At 59.3% G+C, this 16,142-nt stretch carries 15 protein-coding genes; 5 read left to right on the top strand and 10 right to left on the bottom strand.

The annotated features are described in order from the left end of the window. Positions 1–5 precede the first annotated feature (5 nt). The 4 genes from KVP10_RS14615 to KVP10_RS14600 all read right to left on the bottom strand — a co-directional run bounded on the left by KVP10_RS14615 (position 6) and on the right by KVP10_RS14600 (position 4,752). Positions 6–293, bottom strand: coding sequence for a co-chaperone GroES (locus KVP10_RS14615; RefSeq protein WP_217965353.1), 288 nt, complete (start codon positions 291–293; stop codon positions 6–8). Positions 294–761: 468 nt separating this feature from the next. Beyond that, positions 762–1,871 (bottom strand): ABC transporter ATP-binding protein, encoded by a 1,110-nt coding sequence (locus KVP10_RS14610; RefSeq protein ID WP_217965352.1) that lies wholly within the window; start codon positions 1,869–1,871, stop codon positions 762–764. 33 nt (positions 1,872–1,904) lie between these two features. Next, positions 1,905–3,629 (bottom strand): ABC transporter permease, encoded by a 1,725-nt coding sequence (locus tag KVP10_RS14605; RefSeq protein ID WP_217965351.1) that lies wholly within the window; start codon positions 3,627–3,629, stop codon positions 1,905–1,907. Positions 3,630–3,636: 7 nt separating this feature from the next. After that, positions 3,637–4,752: an ABC transporter substrate-binding protein gene (locus KVP10_RS14600; protein ID WP_217965350.1), complete on the bottom strand. Its 1,116-nt coding sequence runs from the start codon at positions 4,750–4,752 to the stop codon at positions 3,637–3,639. A gap of 390 nt (positions 4,753–5,142) precedes the next feature. Between KVP10_RS14600 and KVP10_RS14595 the strand changes: the two genes are divergently transcribed. Next, positions 5,143–5,898 carry a FadR/GntR family transcriptional regulator gene (locus tag KVP10_RS14595; RefSeq protein WP_217965349.1) on the top strand — a complete coding sequence of 252 codons (756 nt, stop codon included), beginning with the start codon at positions 5,143–5,145 and terminating at the stop codon, positions 5,896–5,898. 37 nt (positions 5,899–5,935) lie between these two features. Here the strand turns inward: KVP10_RS14595 and KVP10_RS14590 are convergent, their stop codons facing one another. Continuing rightward, on the bottom strand, positions 5,936–7,606 hold the full coding sequence (locus tag KVP10_RS14590; protein WP_217965348.1) for an FAD-binding protein: 1,671 nt from the start codon (positions 7,604–7,606) through the stop codon (positions 5,936–5,938). A 185-nt stretch (positions 7,607–7,791) separates the two neighbouring features. Here KVP10_RS14590 and KVP10_RS14585 point away from each other — a divergent pair, with 185 nt between their 5' ends. After that, positions 7,792–8,937, top strand: a complete 1,146-nt coding sequence (locus KVP10_RS14585; RefSeq protein WP_217965347.1) for an acyl-CoA dehydrogenase family protein — start codon at positions 7,792–7,794, stop codon at positions 8,935–8,937. A 124-nt stretch (positions 8,938–9,061) separates the two neighbouring features. Here the strand turns inward: KVP10_RS14585 and KVP10_RS14580 are convergent, their stop codons facing one another. The 5 genes from KVP10_RS14580 to KVP10_RS14560 form a co-directional block, all read right to left on the bottom strand. Continuing rightward, positions 9,062–10,258 (bottom strand): CaiB/BaiF CoA transferase family protein, encoded by a 1,197-nt coding sequence (locus KVP10_RS14580; protein WP_217965346.1) that lies wholly within the window; start codon positions 10,256–10,258, stop codon positions 9,062–9,064. Positions 10,259–10,298: 40 nt separating this feature from the next. Then, the gene (locus KVP10_RS14575) at positions 10,299–10,739 is read right to left on the bottom strand and encodes a MaoC family dehydratase (RefSeq protein ID WP_217965345.1); all 441 of its coding nucleotides are present in this window, start codon (positions 10,737–10,739) and stop codon (positions 10,299–10,301) included. 29 nt (positions 10,740–10,768) lie between these two features. Further along, entirely contained in the window at positions 10,769–11,980 is a 1,212-nt protein-coding gene (locus tag KVP10_RS14570) for a CaiB/BaiF CoA transferase family protein (protein ID WP_217965344.1), read from the bottom strand. A 44-nt stretch (positions 11,981–12,024) separates the two neighbouring features. Then, positions 12,025–12,801 carry an enoyl-CoA hydratase/isomerase family protein gene (locus KVP10_RS14565; protein ID WP_217965343.1) on the bottom strand — a complete coding sequence of 259 codons (777 nt, stop codon included), beginning with the start codon at positions 12,799–12,801 and terminating at the stop codon, positions 12,025–12,027. A 536-nt stretch (positions 12,802–13,337) separates the two neighbouring features. After that, positions 13,338–14,231 (bottom strand): LysR family transcriptional regulator, encoded by an 894-nt coding sequence (locus tag KVP10_RS14560; RefSeq protein ID WP_217965342.1) that lies wholly within the window; start codon positions 14,229–14,231, stop codon positions 13,338–13,340. A gap of 259 nt (positions 14,232–14,490) precedes the next feature. On the opposite strand from KVP10_RS14560, the gene KVP10_RS14555 reads away from it, so the two are divergent. The 3 genes from KVP10_RS14555 to KVP10_RS14545 are packed head-to-tail and all read left to right on the top strand — an operon-like array spanning position 14,491 to position 16,114. After that, a complete protein-coding gene (locus tag KVP10_RS14555; RefSeq protein ID WP_217965341.1) occupies positions 14,491–14,817 on the top strand; it encodes a carboxymuconolactone decarboxylase family protein in 327 nt (108 codons plus the stop codon). A 25-nt stretch (positions 14,818–14,842) separates the two neighbouring features. Then, positions 14,843–15,070: a tautomerase family protein gene (locus KVP10_RS14550; protein ID WP_217965340.1), complete on the top strand. Its 228-nt coding sequence runs from the start codon at positions 14,843–14,845 to the stop codon at positions 15,068–15,070. A gap of 27 nt (positions 15,071–15,097) precedes the next feature. Further along, complete coding sequence (locus KVP10_RS14545) at positions 15,098–16,114, top strand: aldo/keto reductase (RefSeq protein WP_217965339.1); 1,017 nt, start codon at positions 15,098–15,100, stop codon at positions 16,112–16,114. The last annotated feature ends 28 nt before the right edge of the window (positions 16,115–16,142 follow it).

Here is a 16,142-nt window from a genome sequence, read left to right as displayed (position 1 = left end):
TGTAATTACTGGATGACGGCGAGAATTTCTTCTTCGCGGATGACCAGCAGTTCTTCGCCGTCCACTTTCACGGCCTGGCCGGCGTACTTGCCGAACAGGACCTTGTCGCCAGCTTTCACGTCGACCGGCAGCACTTTGCCGTCTTCGGTCTTCTTGCCGGGGCCGACAGAGACGACTTCGCCTTGATCGGGCTTTTCGGCGGCGCTATCGGGAATCACGATGCCCGACGCGGTGGTGCGCTCGTTGTCCAAACGCTTGACGATCACGCGATCGTGCAAAGGACGCAGTGCCATGGAGGAACTCCTGTTGAATAGATATTGGAAACTGGATAGGAACGAGGGGTACGTGACTGTTAGCACTCATCCCCTTCGAGTGCTAATTATAGGGGCGGAGGCGTTTTGTTCAAGTGGGGCGGAAAGATTTGTTACATTTGGACTGTGCTGCCGGGCTGCGCTGTCAATTTTTATGGGCCTGGCTATACGACATTCAGCGCGGCAATTTGCAGCCACACAGGCTGCGTAGCTTGAACGATTCTGGAGAAGGACAAAGAAAGAAGTCGTTCAGGCGTCGAATCACAAGAAGAGCCTGCGACGGACTAGTCCTGTTGGACTATCGCGCGTTCACAAGAATGCCCCCGCGCCCGCATGTTGCGTTGTTCTTGTTCGCAAGACAAGCAGTCCGGCCGCGCGCGGCGCCTCGCCTGTAGACGAGGGGAGGCATTCTTGTCGCTCGTGGACTCGCTACAAGCCTTGATACGCCGTTCAGACATTTCCGTCTACGAGTATTGCCCGTTCCGGCGGTATGGTCAGAAACACCGAAGCCTTCTCTTCCAGCAGCGCCCCCGGGAATCCGTGTACACGGATGAGGCCGCCAGGCCAGCGTATAAAGTATGTAACGATATCGCCGAGAAGGATGCGCTGTTCGATCGTTGCCGGCCACTGGTTCTGAGCCGCAGGCGTTGGCTGGGTGCTCAGCTCGGCGTAGACCGAACGCACGGCAACGGTATGCTTGCCATCGGGGCCCGGTTCGGGCATGGAGTCTCGGGGAGCGCAAGACAATAGAATGCCGCCACCCACATCGAGAACCGGGCGGGCGGATGAAGAATCAGCCAGCTTTCCGGTGATGATGTTGGCCGCGCCAATAAAGTCGGCCACGAAGCGGCTGCGCGGCTGGTTGTAGATCTCGAGCGGCGGGCCTTCCTGCTCGATATGGCCCTCGCGCATCACGATCACGCGGTTCGACATGGCCATCGCCTCTTCCTGATCGTGCGTGACATACAGCGTGCTCGCCGCGAACTGCTGCTGCAGCTCTTTCATTTCTTCACGCATGCGTGTGCGCAGCCTGGCATCCAGGTTCGAGAGTGGTTCATCGAGCAGAATAACCTTCGGACGACACGCATAGCTTCGCGCGAGCGCGACGCGCTGCTGTTGGCCGCCGCTGAGATCGGTGGCGGGGCGCGAGGCCAGATCCTTCATTCCGACCATTTCGAGCGCAGACATGACCTGAGCGTCGATATCCACGTCGCGCTGCTTGCGAGTGCGCAGGCCATAAGCGACATTGTCGAATACCGTCATATGCGGCCAGATCGCGTACGACTGGAACACCATAGACAGATTGCGCTTTTCGGTCGGGATGTTGATGCCCCGCTCTGATGAGAAAACCACTCGCGAGTCGATCACGATTTCGCCCTCGGTGGGTGTCTCCAGGCCTGCAATGCAACGCAGCGTCGTGGATTTCCCGCAGCCGGAAGGCCCAAGCAGCGACAGATGCTCTCCCGGCGCCACACTGAACGAAATCCCATGAACCACTACTTTGTCGCCATAAGCGACCGTCAGATTGCGCACTTCAATATACGGTGTTATATCACCCATCGTTATTCCTCTCGGATCCGCGCGACACGAAGATCAGCTTTGTACTTTGTCCCGGGTAATGCGGCGTACGACGATCAGGCAGACCATAATGATGGCCGCCTGCACCACGACCAGCGCGCTCACTTTCGGCAATCCGCCTGAATCCCAGAAACTGAAAATCGCCGGACCCAGCACCTGTGTTCCCGGACCAGACAGGAACAGCGAGGCACTGACCTCGCGCACCGAAATCATGAAAAGCAGTGCCCAATTCGCAACGATTCCGCTCTTGAGCAACGGCACCGTAACGGTGCGCATCATTCTGGACCAGCCTGCGCCTTCCACCCGGGCAGCCTCTTCCAGGGAGCGGTCAATCTGTACGATGACCCCGCTCATGCCTCGATATGCCAGCGGCAGAAATACTATGATGTAGGCCAGCAGCACAGCCCACAGTGTTCCGTACAGCGACACTGGCAGGGAAAGCACCATCCACAGGAAGCCAAAGGCGAAAATCAGCCGTGGAAATGCTTGCGGCAGCATCGTCACCTGTTCGAGCAGATGCCGCCCTGTGCTGTTTGAGCGATAGACCGTCCAGGCGATAACTGTGGCAAGGGCAACCCCTATGGTGCCCGTCCCCACCCCCAGCAGCAGGCTGTTGCCGATGGCCTGCTGCGTGGTCGGGAAATCGATCAGCACATAATGGAAGTTGCTGAGCGTCCAGTGCGAGGGGATAAGTGTGATATCGCCGCTGTTCTGCAGGGACGCCAATACCAGAACCCCGATAGGCAACACTAGCGCGACCAACACGTAAAGACACTCGATGCCGAAAAGCACGGGCGTCCAGCCGCGCATATTGAGTCGGCGTGAACGATAGGTCTTGCCGCTGACAACCGCGAACGACCGGGATTTGACCGCCCGCGTATACAGCCATACGCTTAGAGCGGCAATCGCAATCAGCACCACACCTATGGCCGCCGCCAATGGATAGTTCGGCGGGTAACTCTGGAACATCACATAGATGGCCGTGGTCGCCACATAGAAACGGGCATTGGTTCCCAGCATGGTGGGGATCGCGAACGCGCCCATCATCGAGGTGAAGAGAAACAGCGCCGCGCTCAGGACGGCCGGCAGCAGCAAGGGCAGCGTGATGTGCAATGCGGTGTGGAGCTTGCCTGCACCGAAAATGGCAGAAGACTCCTCCAGCGACGAGTCCATGCGCTGCATGGCCGCTCCGATCATGAGAACCGCCACCGGCGCCTCGAAGATGGCCATGACAAAAATAATGCCCGGAACCGTATAAATGTTGAGCAATGGTCCCGTGGCGCCAGTGACACTCATGTAAATACGGTTCAGTATCCCGTCGCCCGGCGAGGCCAGCGCGCTCCATGCCAATGCACCCACCAGCGGCCCTAGCGGATACGGAATGGAAATAAGGACTTCGAAGACGCGCTGTCCCGGGACTGTGGTCCGATACAGTATCCACGCCAGTATGATTGCAATGGCGGTGGCCAGCACTGTAGCCAGCGACGATACCAGCAGGGTATTGCCGATCCAGTCGAGGTGCTTGCCCAGTTCGGCGAAATTCGCCAGGCCATACTCGACCGCAGGAAGGGCCTGCGGGTCACCCACATTGAACGCACTGGTAATCAGCAGTAGCAGTGGGTAGCCCAGGCAGGCCAGTATGAACAACAGGGGCAACCACACCCTAAGAGAGAAGCGCCCCCGTGGGCGACTGGAAACAGCGTGGCCTTGTGCCCGCGGGGCAGGGGTGTTGGCAGCCATGGCTCTTTTACAATCCGACCATGTTGTTCCAGACTTTCAGGTATTCGGAATGCAGCTTTTCCGACGCGTATTCCGCTAGCTCGCTCGGCGTCGGGAATAGCAGCTTGATGGATGACAGGGGTGGCAGGCCCTCGATGTTGACATCTTTGCGAGCGGAATAAGACCCCTGGATTTCATTCCATATCTTCTGCCCTTCGGCGGAAAGCAGGAATTTGACGTAAGCCTTGGCAGCGTTGGGGCGCTTCGTTGTCTTGAAGGCCGCTGTGACCTGATTCACTGCCGGCGTGCCTTCAGTGGGGAAAACCATCTCGATGGGCTGTTTGTCGCGCTTGGACTTCAGGTATTGGAAGATGCTGACGCGCCCGCCCAGCTTGAGGTCCCCGCGGTGTATGTCGCTCATGATCTGCGTCGAGGACGAATACCCCCTGGGTTTTTGTGCAGCCAACTTGGTCCAGTAATCCTTCGCGAGAATATTGCGCAGTACGAACCACATCCCATACGAAGTACCCGCAGCGGCATTCTGGAAGCCAATGCCGTTTTTCCAGAGCGGATTCAGGAGATCAACCAGAGACTTGGGCGCCTCTTCTTTCTTGACATAGCGGGGGTCGTACATGATCGGCCCCGCATTGATGTAATAGGTTGCCCAGTACCCGCGAGGGTTGCTCACCGCACGCGGATCGTAGGCATCCAGGTCCTCGAATTCGTAGCGCAGCAAGTGTCCCAATTGGCGCATCTTGTCCATCGTGCCGAGGTCGGAGGTGTCATAGACGTCGACATCGGCCTTGCCCGCGCGCAATTCGGCATACAGCTTGGGCCACGCGGCTCCCGGCAGAAGGCGCTGCTGATTTACTTGAATGCCGGTCTTGTCCGTGAAGATTTTATTGAACTTGACGACATCGGCCTCTTGGTCGCCGTGCCAGAGCAATAATGGGCCCTCTTTGCGTGCGGCATTCATGTCGAGAGGTGCATTGTCCGTGCCCTCTGCGAGCGCCTTGCGTGATGTCGCGATGAACGGGAACCCGAGCACCATGGCCCCGCCGCCCAGGGTGGTAAGAAACCGCCGCCGGTTCACACTGCCATTGCCAGCCTGATCCGCTACATCTACTACATTTGTGCGTTTCATATTGTCATCCTCCTGATATCCACACAACCAAACAACAACGTTGAGTAACTTGTTGCACGAGGGCCTGCCCCTTTGTCGCTGCCGGGTGCAGGCATGACCATAGGTGCATCAGAGTCTGGAGCGTCACAAATTGCGTAGAGGGTCGTATACGGCGCATTCATTGCCTGAGGGCGATTCGGGGGAGACCCGGGACAGCCCCTGCATTGATGTAGAAAATCCGCCGCCGTGTGTCCCTTGCAAAAACTTTGAAGCACAGTTACAACGTAGAAGGGCAGTCTCTATTGCCTTAACAACTTTATTACAAGTATAGTTCCTGAAGGGGAAAAAGCAAGCATCACGGCAGCGTGTATACAGCCCATAATATCGGCCTGACCAACACCGCATACGCACATGAAACCGCCTACAGTAAGCGCAGCGAACATCTCCGCCGTTCCTGTCACGCACGGCAAATTGGCCGATAAGCTTTACGAAAATATGCTGTCCTGGATCACTTTTGGGGATCTGAAAGAAGGGGATAGGCTTCCTTCAGAAGAACGCCTGGCCAAGCAGTTTGGCGTGTCTCGCCCCGTCGTCCGTCAAGCCCTGCTGCGCCTGCGGTCCGATGAAATCATCATTTCCAGACATGGTTCGGGCTCCTACATCCTGCGGCGGCCCAAGAAAGAATTTTTCGACTTTGCGCCTATGGGCGGCGTGGCCGACCTCGTGCGCTGCTTCGAATACCGAATCGCGCTCGAAGGGGAAGCCGCGTGGCTGGCGGCGAGACGCCGCACAAATATCGACCTCAAGCGGATCGGCGATGCGCTGCACGACATGGATAACGCCGTCGCTTCGCGTACCATCGCCACTAGTTCCGACATAGACTTCCATGCTGCTATCGCAGCCGCTACCAAGAACGAGCTGTTCGTCTCCACCATGGCTTCTCTGTCCACACTGATTTTTTCCGGCATGACGGTCGCGCGCAAGCTTTCGCTGCAGATGAATCTGGCGCGGCTCGAACTGGTGCAGAAAGAGCATCTGGCCATCTACAAAGCCATCGAGACGCAAGACCAGGTCGCGGCCAGGGAGCTCATGCGCAAGCATATTGACAACGCCCGTAACCGGGTATTGACCGACAGCGTCGAGCCTGACCCTGACACCAAGTCATGAATATCGGGCCCAGCACGCAGGCCCGCTCGCCCGACGATCAGCCCGCCGTAGTATTTATGGTAAGGCGCCCGCCATCGGCCAAACGCACAAAGTTCGAGCACGTCCAGTGCAGTTCATCCCGCTCGGGATAGTCGATTCTGAAATGGGCGCCACGGCTCTCCCGCCTGGCGATCGCCGAGCGCGCCACTGCCAAAGCCACCAGTGTTACGCTGCGGGCCCGGGCGAGCGGGTCAAAAAGCGAACCAGTCCACCGGCTGCAGATCTCTTCGTATAAGGACTCCAGCCGATCTCCTCCTTCTTGCATGGACGCGCCCGTGCGCCGGATACCGAAGTCGGTCGACATGATTTCCGCCACCTTGTCGGCATATCGCTGCGCTGCAGCCCCGTTTTCATTGGCGCCATCAGTGCCTTCAGCGAGGCCATGCGCCAATTCCTCGATACGTGCTCGTTGCGTGGCGCTTAGCTGCATATCGCCTGTGCAGGCGGAAATGCCCGCCATTCGGCCGAAAGTGATGGCGTCGGCCGCACCATTGCCGGCAATGCGGCTGGCGCCATGCAGGCCGCCCGCCGCCTCGCCGCAAACCAGCAGGCCCGGGACATCGCTATGACATTGGGCGTCGATACGCACGCCCCCCATCAGGCTATGTGCAGCGGGGTGGACCTCTACCGGCTGCACTTGCGGATCAATGCCGGCCTTCAGCAAACGCCGGCGGTGCGACACATAATCGTTGAGAACCTCGGGGCGGAGGGCGGTTGCATCGAAATAGACGGCGCCAGCTGAAGTGCCCCGGCCCTCGTCGATTTCTTTCTGTATGAAAAGCGCCATTCGCGCCTTCTCGATTTGCTTTTCACAGCCGTCCGGGTGGTAACGGCACATGAAGCGTTCCCCCTGGCTATTTTTCAGCAGGGCGCCGTCGCCAATCATGGCTGTGGGCATTTCCATTCCGCGCACGCCAGGCGGCGTCGCGACCACCGTGGGCTCGAATTGCACGAACTCCATGTCGCGCAATACGGCGCCTGCATCGAGTGCCAGCGTGTAGGAACTGCCATCGACATCCGCCGGATAGGTTGAATCGCGATAAATGCCGCCTATGCCGCCCATAGCCAGAACCGTATTCGCGGCCAGGAATGCAGTCAGTTTGCCTGTGTGTGAGTCCGCAGCAAGCGCGCCCCATACACGCCCGTCCAACACCAACAGGGCCAACACTTTCAACCCCAGGTATTCGCCAACGCCCAAAGCCTTCGCCTCGCCAGTGATGACGCGCAAGACCGCATTGCCCGTTCCCTTGGCCACGTACACAGAACGAGGATACCGGGAACCCGACAAATGCCGCAGAGCAGGGCCGTTGTCCCGTATTTCGAACGGCACGCCCAGGCGTTGAAGCTCCTCGAATGCTACCGCGGCATGCTCGGCGAGCGCCCGTATCATATCCGGCTCGCCCAATTTGTAGCCGCCCTCGAAGGTGTCCCGGTAGAATTGTTCGATCGAATCTCCCGGCGTGCCCTGCGGCAGGCTGGCATTGAAACCGAGAATGAATGGCGACGCCCCTCGCGCCCACCCCACGATATCGACCTTGGCGCCCGAGCGCGCCGCTGTGGTCGCTGCCTGGTAGCCGGCCGCACCACAGCCCAAAACGAGCACATCACTCGTACGCACCTCGACGGCTCGACGCTTTCGCGCCGTTCGGCGGGCGCTGGTATTGCTCATTTGCTGGCCTCCTGGCAAATTAGCTTGTATAACAACTTATTGATGACTTTGTCATACTCACCATGCATTGTCAACGACGGGGCACAGCATGAATACTGAAGAGATGCACAGGCGCCGAAGGGCCTTTCACGGGCTGAAAATGGCGATTACAACTTCCGATTCTATTCTTCACACTGTACAAGACCATGGATTTTGAAATCAGCGAAGATCAACGCCAAGCGCTCGATGGCTGGACTCGCTTTATCGGCCAAGAAATCGCGCCCATAGTGCGGTCGTTCCACGATAAAGCCATGACGCGTGAGATGGCGCATGCCTTGATAAGGAAGATGGTGCCTTTCGGGGTGGGTGCCGGCTGGTTGCCGGAAGATGGCGGCGGCATGGGGCTGGATTTCCTGACCAGTGGCCTGCTGTTCGAGGCGCTGGCCTATGTATCTCCGGATGTGGCTGGGCTGGCCTGGGTCGCTGAAGGCGCAGCGTTGAAGGTGTATAGCAACGGCTCGCCCTCGATCAAGGAAGCCTATCTTCCAGGAATCATGGGTGGCGAACTAATCGGCTGTTCGGCGATCAGCGAGCCCGGTATCGGCTCGAGCGTGCGTGAGATGCGGACGACGGCCGTCCGCTCAGGTGGTGGCTATCGCTTGAATGGCGAAAAACTGTGGATCTCGAATGCCGCTGTGGCGGATTTCGTTCTGGTAATGGCGAAAACAGCCGACCAGGAGTTCTCCATGTTCCTGGTCGATCGTGAAAAGCATGGCTTTGAAGTGCATGAAATCGACAAGCTGGGCCTGAACGGGTGGCCGCTTGCGCAGATACGCTTCGATGACGTCTTGGTGTCGGAGGAATACATGCTGGGTGCGCCCGGCGCGGGGCTGCGTGAGACGATGAAGGGCTTTGCCCGTTCACGCTGTTTTGTTTCGACATTGGCGCTGGGCATCGCTAAGGCGGCGTTGGATGCCTCGGTTGATTATGCGAAGCAAAGAATGCAGTTCGGCAAGCCTATTGCCGCCCATCAAATGGTGCAGGGTTTGCTGGCTCAGATGGCGACCGACTTTTCCGCCTCGCAATTGCTGGTATACCGTGCTTTGTCGCTTATGTCGCAGGGGCGACGATGCGATCTGGAGGCTTCGATTGCCAAATCATTTGCAACTGAGGCCGCGCAACGCATTACATCCAGCGCGATCCAGGTGCATGGCGCGGCCGGCATTGCCCGCGATCTGCCGCTCGAACGCCATTTCAGGAATGCGCGCATGCTGACGATCCCGGATGGAACCACGCAGATCAACCAGCTAATAATCGGCCGTTATTTAACCGGCATCGATGCTTTCCACTGAACGAATCAATGCCGTGCGCGAGCGTGTATTCCGTCGTTGGCTGTCCGAGACGTCTGCCGCCGTGTATGTGCGGCATCGGCGATGCCTGGAACCGCGCAACGAGCGGGCCGATTGGCTTAAAGGGTCAGATGATCCGATCTGCCGCCAGCACATCGACCTCATTCTGGCTGATGCCCAGCCAGTCTCGCAGCACTTCCGCGCTGTGTTCGCCGGGCAGCGGCGGCGCTGTCCAGCCGGCATGGATGTCGAACGCTGAATAGCTTGCCGCAGAGCCCACCTGCGGCAATTCGCCATAGACGGGATGCCGGACAATATGGATCATGTCGCGTTGCGTTGCGCGACAATGCGCGAGTGCGGCTTCAATGTCATTGATTCGTGTGCACGGCACAGCATCCGCGTCGAGCTCGCCCCGCAATTCCGAGCAGGTCCGCGATGCGATCGCGGCATCGAGCATCTCATAGAGCGCCTCGGCGTTGCGTGAGCGGGCGAGGGCGTCGGCAAAGCGGGTATCGTCGGCCAGCTTGCTGCGGCCCAGTATCCCGAGCAACGCTACGAAACGGTCCTGTCTGGAGGCGTCGATCAGTAGCCACCCATCGGCAGCCCGGAACACCTTGCATGGCACCCGGTTGGCATGGGCTGCACCGTGCTTGCGCGGCAGTGTGCCATGCATCAGATAGTCCAACGCCTGGTCGGCGAGGAAGACTACTTGCCCCTCCAGCAGACTGGTCTCGACTTTCTGGCCCCGGCCTGTCGAAATCCGCTGCAGTAGCGCCGCCATGATCGCGGCCTGGCAGTTCATTCCTGCGATGAGGTCGAATGCGGAAGTGCCGAGCTTGATCGGCCTGCCGTCGGCCGCGCCCGTCACGCTCATATAGCCGCCCAGCGCCTGCACGGTCAGGTCGAAGCCTCCCGTCACACTGTCTGGCCCCGTCGCACCGAAGCCCGAGATCGACGCGTAGATCAGGCGCGGATTGCTTTGCGACAGTTCGTCATAGCCCAGCCCCAGGCGCGGCATCACATCGGGGCGAAAGTTCTCGATGACCACATCGGCCGCCATGCATAACCGCCGTGCAATCGCGTTGCCGCGGTCGGCTTTCAGATTCAGGCCGAGCGAGCGCTTGTTGCGGTTGGCGGCAAGATAGGTCATGCCATTGCCATGAAAAAAAGGCGGGCCCTGGCGGCGTATCGCGTCGCCGCTACCTGGCATCTCTACCTTGACCACGTCCGCACCCAGGTCGGCGAGCAACATGGCGCAGTAGGGACCTGCGAGCACGCGCGTGAAGTCGACTACCTTGATGCCAGTCAACGGCTTGTTGGGCATGGCGTGGCTATCGCTGCTGGTGGCGTACGCGCTGTCTGGATCAGCCCACGTAGGCACGGATGTTGAGGGCCGTGGCGACTAGTTCCCCGTGCTGGTTGACGCACTTCACTTCGGCATGAATACGGCGCTTGGCGAGGTCGACCGACGACAACGTATAGGTGGTCTTGATGGTATCGCCGAATCGCACGGGCCCTGTGAAACGAACCCGATCATATCCAAGCGATACGGTGCGCCCTACGCGCATCCGCGCAGAGGCCGCCGACATGAAACCCAACAGCAGCGTGCCGTGTGCGATGCGTTCGCCATATTTGCCAGTCTTCATGTATTCGTGGTCGATATGGTTCGGCGAGAAATCGCCGGTGATGCCCGCGTAGAGATAGACATCGGACTCCGACACCGTCTTGGTGAAAACGATGCTGGCGCCGATTGGCACTTCCTCTATCTTGCCAGCCTCTGATTTGAAGTACTCGAGTTCTTCCATGGTGTGCGCGCTACCGGTCAGTTGTATCGTCAGAGGGTCTTCGATTCGTGCAGGGAGGAAATTCGATCCTCGCCATAGCCCAGCCATTCCTTGAGGATTGCATCGGTATGCTCGCCCAGTACGGGGGGCGCAGTCCAGCCTTCAGTAATGTCGAAAGAGGAATAGCATGCGGCCGGGCCCAGCGTCGGCACCTTGCCGTAGGACGGGTGGTTCAAGTCCATCTCCAGCTTGCGATGCTTCACCTGGCGATGCCCGAACACCTGGGCCATGTTATTGACTGGTGCGCAAGGCACGCGGGCCGCCTCCAGTTTGGCGATGATATCTGCTGTCGTGAACTTCAGCACTTCGGCATCTAGCAGTGCATAGAGCTCGTCGCGATGCGTAACTCGCCCGTTCATTTCCTTGAAGCGTGGATCGGTCGCGAGTTCGGGGCAGCCGAGGATCTTTACGAAGGCCTCGTAGAAATTCTGGAAGCCCGCCCCGATCACTGCCCAGCCGTCGGATGTCTTGAATGCCTTGTAGGGCACCTGCTGTGCATGCTCTGAGCCCCACTTCTGCGGTTCCTTGCCTGTGATCAGGTACTCGAGCGCAGCATTTGCCAGGAACGCCACTTCGCTTTCCAGCAGGCTGGTCTCCACCTTTTGCCCGGCTCCGGAGGAAGCTCGCTGGAACAGCGCAGCGAGGATGGCCGACTGGCAGTTCATGCCGGCCAACATGTCGAAGGCCGACGTGCCCAGTTTGATCGGTGCGCCGTCGCGGTCGCCGGTGATCGCCATGTAGCCGCCTAGTGCCTGTATAGTCAGGTCGAATGCGCCGAGGTCGGCATCAGGGCCGTCGGGGCCGAAGCCGGAAATCGACGCATAAATCAATTTCGGGGATTCCTTCGATAGGGTTTCGTAGTCCAGGCCGAATTTCTTCAGTACGTTCGGACGGAAGTTTTCCAGTACCACGTCCGCCTTGAGGCACAGATCCCGCGCCACTTCTTGGCCTTCCGGTTTCTGTAGATCGATAGTGATCGAGCGCTTGTTGCGATTGGTTGCGTACCAGGTAATGCCGTTGCCGGCGAAGAAAGGCGGCCCCTGCAGGCGCAACGGGTCGCCGGTGCCGGGTAGTTCCAGCTTGATGACTTCCGCGCCCAGGTCGCCGAGCAGTTGCGCGCAGTAGGGGCCGGCAAAGAAGCGCGTAAAATCGACGACACGTATGCCGGACAATGGTTTGCCAGTCGTGGCGGGCTGATCCATGGTGAGCAAATCCCTGTTGTACGATGCGGGCGAAGATTGGATGCCTATTCGCCCTTGAATATCGGCTTGCGTTTCTCGAAGTGCGCACGCATGCCCTCTGCATAATCCTGTGTCGCATCAAGCGGGCGCCGCAGAAGCTGGTCCAGCTCGGCTGCGTCAGTCATCGACATAGACTGGCCCTGGTTGATCGACTGCTTGAGCGCAGCCACGGCCAGTGGGCTGGTTGCTTCCATCTCGGTGACCCATTGCACGGCTGCGTCGATCAGTTCTTTACGCTTGACCACGCGCTGCACGATGCCCATTTTCTCGGCTTGGCGCGCGTCGAAGCCGCTTGCCGTGAACAGCAAGTCCTTGGCGCGCGCTGCGCCCACGAGGCGCGTGAGCGTGACGGGCCCACCGCTGCCGGGATAGGCGCCCAGCGTCATCTCCGGGAAGCCGAAACGCGTGTCTTCCGAGGCAATGCGCAGGTCGCACGCAAGCGCCAGCTCGCTGCCGCCGCCCAGGCACCAGCCGAATACGGCTGCAATGACGGGTTTGGGCGAGCGCCAGATGGCCTTGCTCAAGGTCAACAGCGCCTGGCTTTGGGCGGCTTTGCCTTCTTGAGATAGCTTGGCGCGTTCCTTCAGGTCCGTGCCAGCCGAAAACGCCTTGTCGCCAGCCCCTGTGATGATGATGCCGCGCAGATTCCGCTGGGACTGCGCGGCTTGCACGCCGTCCAACAGCGCGTGCACGAGCTCGCTGGATAAGGCATTGCGGGCATCCGGACGATTCATCGTCAAGATCAGCGCACTGCCTCGCCTTTCCGTGGTCAATACTGCCATGCTGGTTGACTCCGCATGCTCGTGGTTCAAACAGTTTTCTCGAGCGATCGCGTCGTGATCTCTACTCCGTCGTCGGGCTTGCCCAATAAGTCGGCGTGATCGATTGAATCAGTCTTCCATCGCCGGCCTGGCGCCGGCTTATACGCTGTAGCAAATGCGCATCGTCCATCTGCTGAAAATCGGCGCTTTGGCGCGCCGCCGTCATCTGACGCCGCAGTGGGCATTCCCATGCTACAACAATCTTCCATCCGCTAGTTCGAGCTGAGCGAATGCATCTGCCTCGATCTGGTCGCCGACCGATCCGATGTCCGTAATTACGCTCTCGCTGCCGTGATGGTGACAACTATTAGTAAAGTTGTAATACTACATCCAAACCTCGCATTGTCAATGCCGGGGCCGGGGTTATGGGGGCAAATCCGCTTCAGAATCTCAGCGCATAGGCTGGATCGTGCGAATGACCAGGCGCTGTGAGATGCCTTGATGGCGAAAGCGCGAATATAGATGAAGTGCCTGAAGCGATGTCATGGCCGCGCCCTTCAGCCTCGGTACCGAAGCGCTTCCACCACCAATTTGAAGGCGGGCGAAGGCAGGCGGCGATTCGGGTAGTACAAGTGATAGCCGGGGAAGGGCGGACACCAATCTTCAAGCACGCGAACCAGGCTCCCTTGTTCGACATGCTGCAGGAGCTCGTCTTCGGGCAGGAATGCCACGCCCAGCCCCGCCAGCGCCGCCTGGACGATCGCGGGCGACGTATTGAACGTAAGCTGCCCGTCCACATGGACGTTCAACGGATGGCCGCGGCGTTCGAATTCCCAGATGTAGAGTCCGCCGTAGGTTGGAAATCGTAGGTTGATGCAGCGATGTGACAGCAAGTCACGCGGCGTTTTCGGCGCCGGGTTCGCAGCGAAATAGGATGCTGTGGCGACCGCGGCCATTCGCAGCTTGGGGCCGATAGGCAGCGCAATCATGTCCTTGTCGACGCTCTCGCCCATTCGCACGCCGGCGTCGAAGCGGTCTGCGACGATATCCCGGAATCCGTAACTCACGTCGAACTCCATCTTGATGTCGGGATATTCGCGCAGCAATGGCGTGAGCTTCGGCAATATGTTGCTGCTCAATACGCGGTCGCCGCAGGTGATGCGGACGGTGCCGGCAGGCTTGTCGCGCATGGCGGTCAGTGCGTCCAGTTCCGATTCGATTTCATCGAAGCGGCGGCCGATCGCCTGCACCAGGCGTTCACCCGCTTCCGTGGGCGAAACACTGCGCGTGGTGCGCGTGAGCAGCCGGATGCGCAGGCGCTTCTCCAGCCCGCTGATGGTCTGGCTGACTGCCGACTGGGTCACGCCAAGCGAGGCGGCGGCGCGGGTGAAGCTGCCTTCGCGCGCTACCGTTACGAAGTACAGCAGCTCGTTGAGATTATGTCTTGCCACGATTCGGCGCCCATGAGTAATTAATTAGCTTATCTTATAACGCCATTAAGATTAAAGTAGCTAGTCATTGTTATCCATGGCCGGGATAATGTCGGCCATGGAAATGACAACTACCCTCTGTGACGTCCCCGTGAGCGCCGACAGTGTCAGCCGCGACACGGCGAGTGCCATCCTGTTGCTGGTTGCCGCCTTTCTGGCCTTTGCGAGCTCTCGTGCGAGCCGAGTCCAGACTCTTTGACCATTTGAAAAGGAGATTGTCATGATCGACAAAGCGTCCACGCCGCGTAATCCCTTTGCGGATATCGCCCCCGCGCTGGCCGACTATACCGACAAGGTGTTGTTCGGCGATGTGTGGAAACGTTCGCAACTCTCGCCGCGCGATCGCAGCCTGGTTACCGTTTCGTGTCTGGTCGCGCTCTATCGCGTCAACGAAATGCCCTTTCACCTCAAGCGTGCGCTGGAAAATGGCGTCACCCGCGATGAACTGATCGAGGTGATCACGCATATGGCGTTCTACGCGGGTTGGCCAGTCGCAAGTACCGCGCTCCAGATTGCGCGGCGCGTGTTCGAAGACTCCGGCGCATAACAGCGCAAGCCATCGGGAGGGCATCATGCCGCACATCATCGTCAAGCTTTGGCCCGGAAAGTCCGAGCAGCAAAAGCAGCAGCTCGCGGATGCCATCACCAAGGACGTCACACGTGTCTTCGGCTATGGCGAGGAATCCGTTTCCGTCGCGATGGAGGAAATCGACGCCAAAGACTGGGCCGAAAAGGTTTATAGGCCGGACATTGTCGGACACGTGGAAAGGCTGTACAAGAAACCCGATTACGCGATGTGAACCGCAACCTCACATAGGAGTCACAAAATGCAAACACGTAAACTTGGCAATCTGGACGTTTCCGCCATCGGCCTCGGCTGCATGGGCATGAGTTTCAGCTATGCCACAAAACTATCGCCCAAAGATGGCGTGGCGCTGATTCGCGCCGCTGTCGAGCGCGGCGTGACCTTCTTCGACACCGCCGAAGTCTACGGTCCCTTCACCAACGAAGAGATGGTCGGCGAGGCACTGCGGCCTTTGCGCGATCAGGTGGTGATCGCCACCAAGTTCGGTTTCGACATTGATTTCAAAACCGGCGAGAACCGTGGTGTCTCAAGCCGCCCCGAGCGCATTCGCCAGGCGGTGGAAGGCTCGCTCAAGCGCCTTGGCATCGACGCCATCGATCTGCTGTACCAGCACCGTGTGGATCCGAATGTGCCGATTGAAGATGTCGCCGGCACCGTGAAAGAGCTGATTGCCGAAGGCAAGGTCAAGCACTTCGGTATGTCCGAACCGGGCGTGCAGACGCTGCGCCGCGCCCATGCCGTGCAGCCGGTTGCTGCCGTGCAGAACGAATATTCATTGTGGTGGCGCGCCGTCGAGCACAACGGCATTCTTGCTGCGTGCGACGAGCTGGGTATCGGTCTTGTGCCCTATAGCCCGCTCGGCAAGGGTTTTCTCACCGGCGCAATGGGCAAGGACTTCAAACTGGGCGATGGCGATTTCCGCAAATCGGTGCTGCGCTTCTCGCCTGAAGCGCTGGCCAAGAACCAGGCATTTATCGAGCTGCTGAAACGGGTTGCTGACGACAAGGGTGCGACACCCGCACAGATTGCATTGGCGTGGCTGCTGGCTCAGCGCCCCTACATCGCACCGATCCCGGGCACCACCAAGCTGCATCGGCTGGAAGAAAACCTCGGCGCAGCCAAGATCCAGTTCTCGGCCGCGGAGCTTCGCGACATCGAAGCCGCCGCCGCCCGGATTCCCATCGAAGGCGAGCGCTATTCCCCGCAGCAGCAGGCCATGGTCGGGCGCGAGGCCCCGCTTGGCAAGGCAGGCGCCTGATCGCATTGTCATATGTCGGCCTGGCTTT

This window comes from Candidimonas humi (genome assembly GCF_019166065.1).
GTDB lineage: Bacteria > Pseudomonadota > Gammaproteobacteria > Burkholderiales > Burkholderiaceae_B > Candidimonas > Candidimonas humi.
The sequence above is the reverse complement of the archived record's forward strand: the minus strand, read 5'-3'. Positions and strand labels throughout refer to the sequence as shown.

Coding starts and splice junctions, on each gene's coding strand:
- KVP10_RS14615 (WP_217965353.1), bottom strand. CDS start 293: ATGGCACTGCGTCCTTTGCACGATCGCGTGATCGTCAAGCGTTTGGAC.
- KVP10_RS14610 (WP_217965352.1), bottom strand. CDS start 1,871: ATGGGTGATATAACACCGTATATTGAAGTGCGCAATCTGACGGTCGCT.
- KVP10_RS14605 (WP_217965351.1), bottom strand. CDS start 3,629: ATGGCTGCCAACACCCCTGCCCCGCGGGCACAAGGCCACGCTGTTTCC.
- KVP10_RS14600 (WP_217965350.1), bottom strand. CDS start 4,752: ATGAAACGCACAAATGTAGTAGATGTAGCGGATCAGGCTGGCAATGGC.
- KVP10_RS14595 (WP_217965349.1), top strand. CDS start 5,143: ATGAAACCGCCTACAGTAAGCGCAGCGAACATCTCCGCCGTTCCTGTC.
- KVP10_RS14590 (WP_217965348.1), bottom strand. CDS start 7,606: ATGAGCAATACCAGCGCCCGCCGAACGGCGCGAAAGCGTCGAGCCGTC.
- KVP10_RS14585 (WP_217965347.1), top strand. CDS start 7,792: ATGGATTTTGAAATCAGCGAAGATCAACGCCAAGCGCTCGATGGCTGG.
- KVP10_RS14580 (WP_217965346.1), bottom strand. CDS start 10,258: ATGCCCAACAAGCCGTTGACTGGCATCAAGGTAGTCGACTTCACGCGC.
- KVP10_RS14575 (WP_217965345.1), bottom strand. CDS start 10,739: ATGGAAGAACTCGAGTACTTCAAATCAGAGGCTGGCAAGATAGAGGAA.
- KVP10_RS14570 (WP_217965344.1), bottom strand. CDS start 11,980: ATGGATCAGCCCGCCACGACTGGCAAACCATTGTCCGGCATACGTGTC.
- KVP10_RS14565 (WP_217965343.1), bottom strand. CDS start 12,801: ATGGCAGTATTGACCACGGAAAGGCGAGGCAGTGCGCTGATCTTGACG.
- KVP10_RS14555 (WP_217965341.1), top strand. CDS start 14,491: ATGATCGACAAAGCGTCCACGCCGCGTAATCCCTTTGCGGATATCGCC.
- KVP10_RS14550 (WP_217965340.1), top strand. CDS start 14,843: ATGCCGCACATCATCGTCAAGCTTTGGCCCGGAAAGTCCGAGCAGCAA.
- KVP10_RS14545 (WP_217965339.1), top strand. CDS start 15,098: ATGCAAACACGTAAACTTGGCAATCTGGACGTTTCCGCCATCGGCCTC.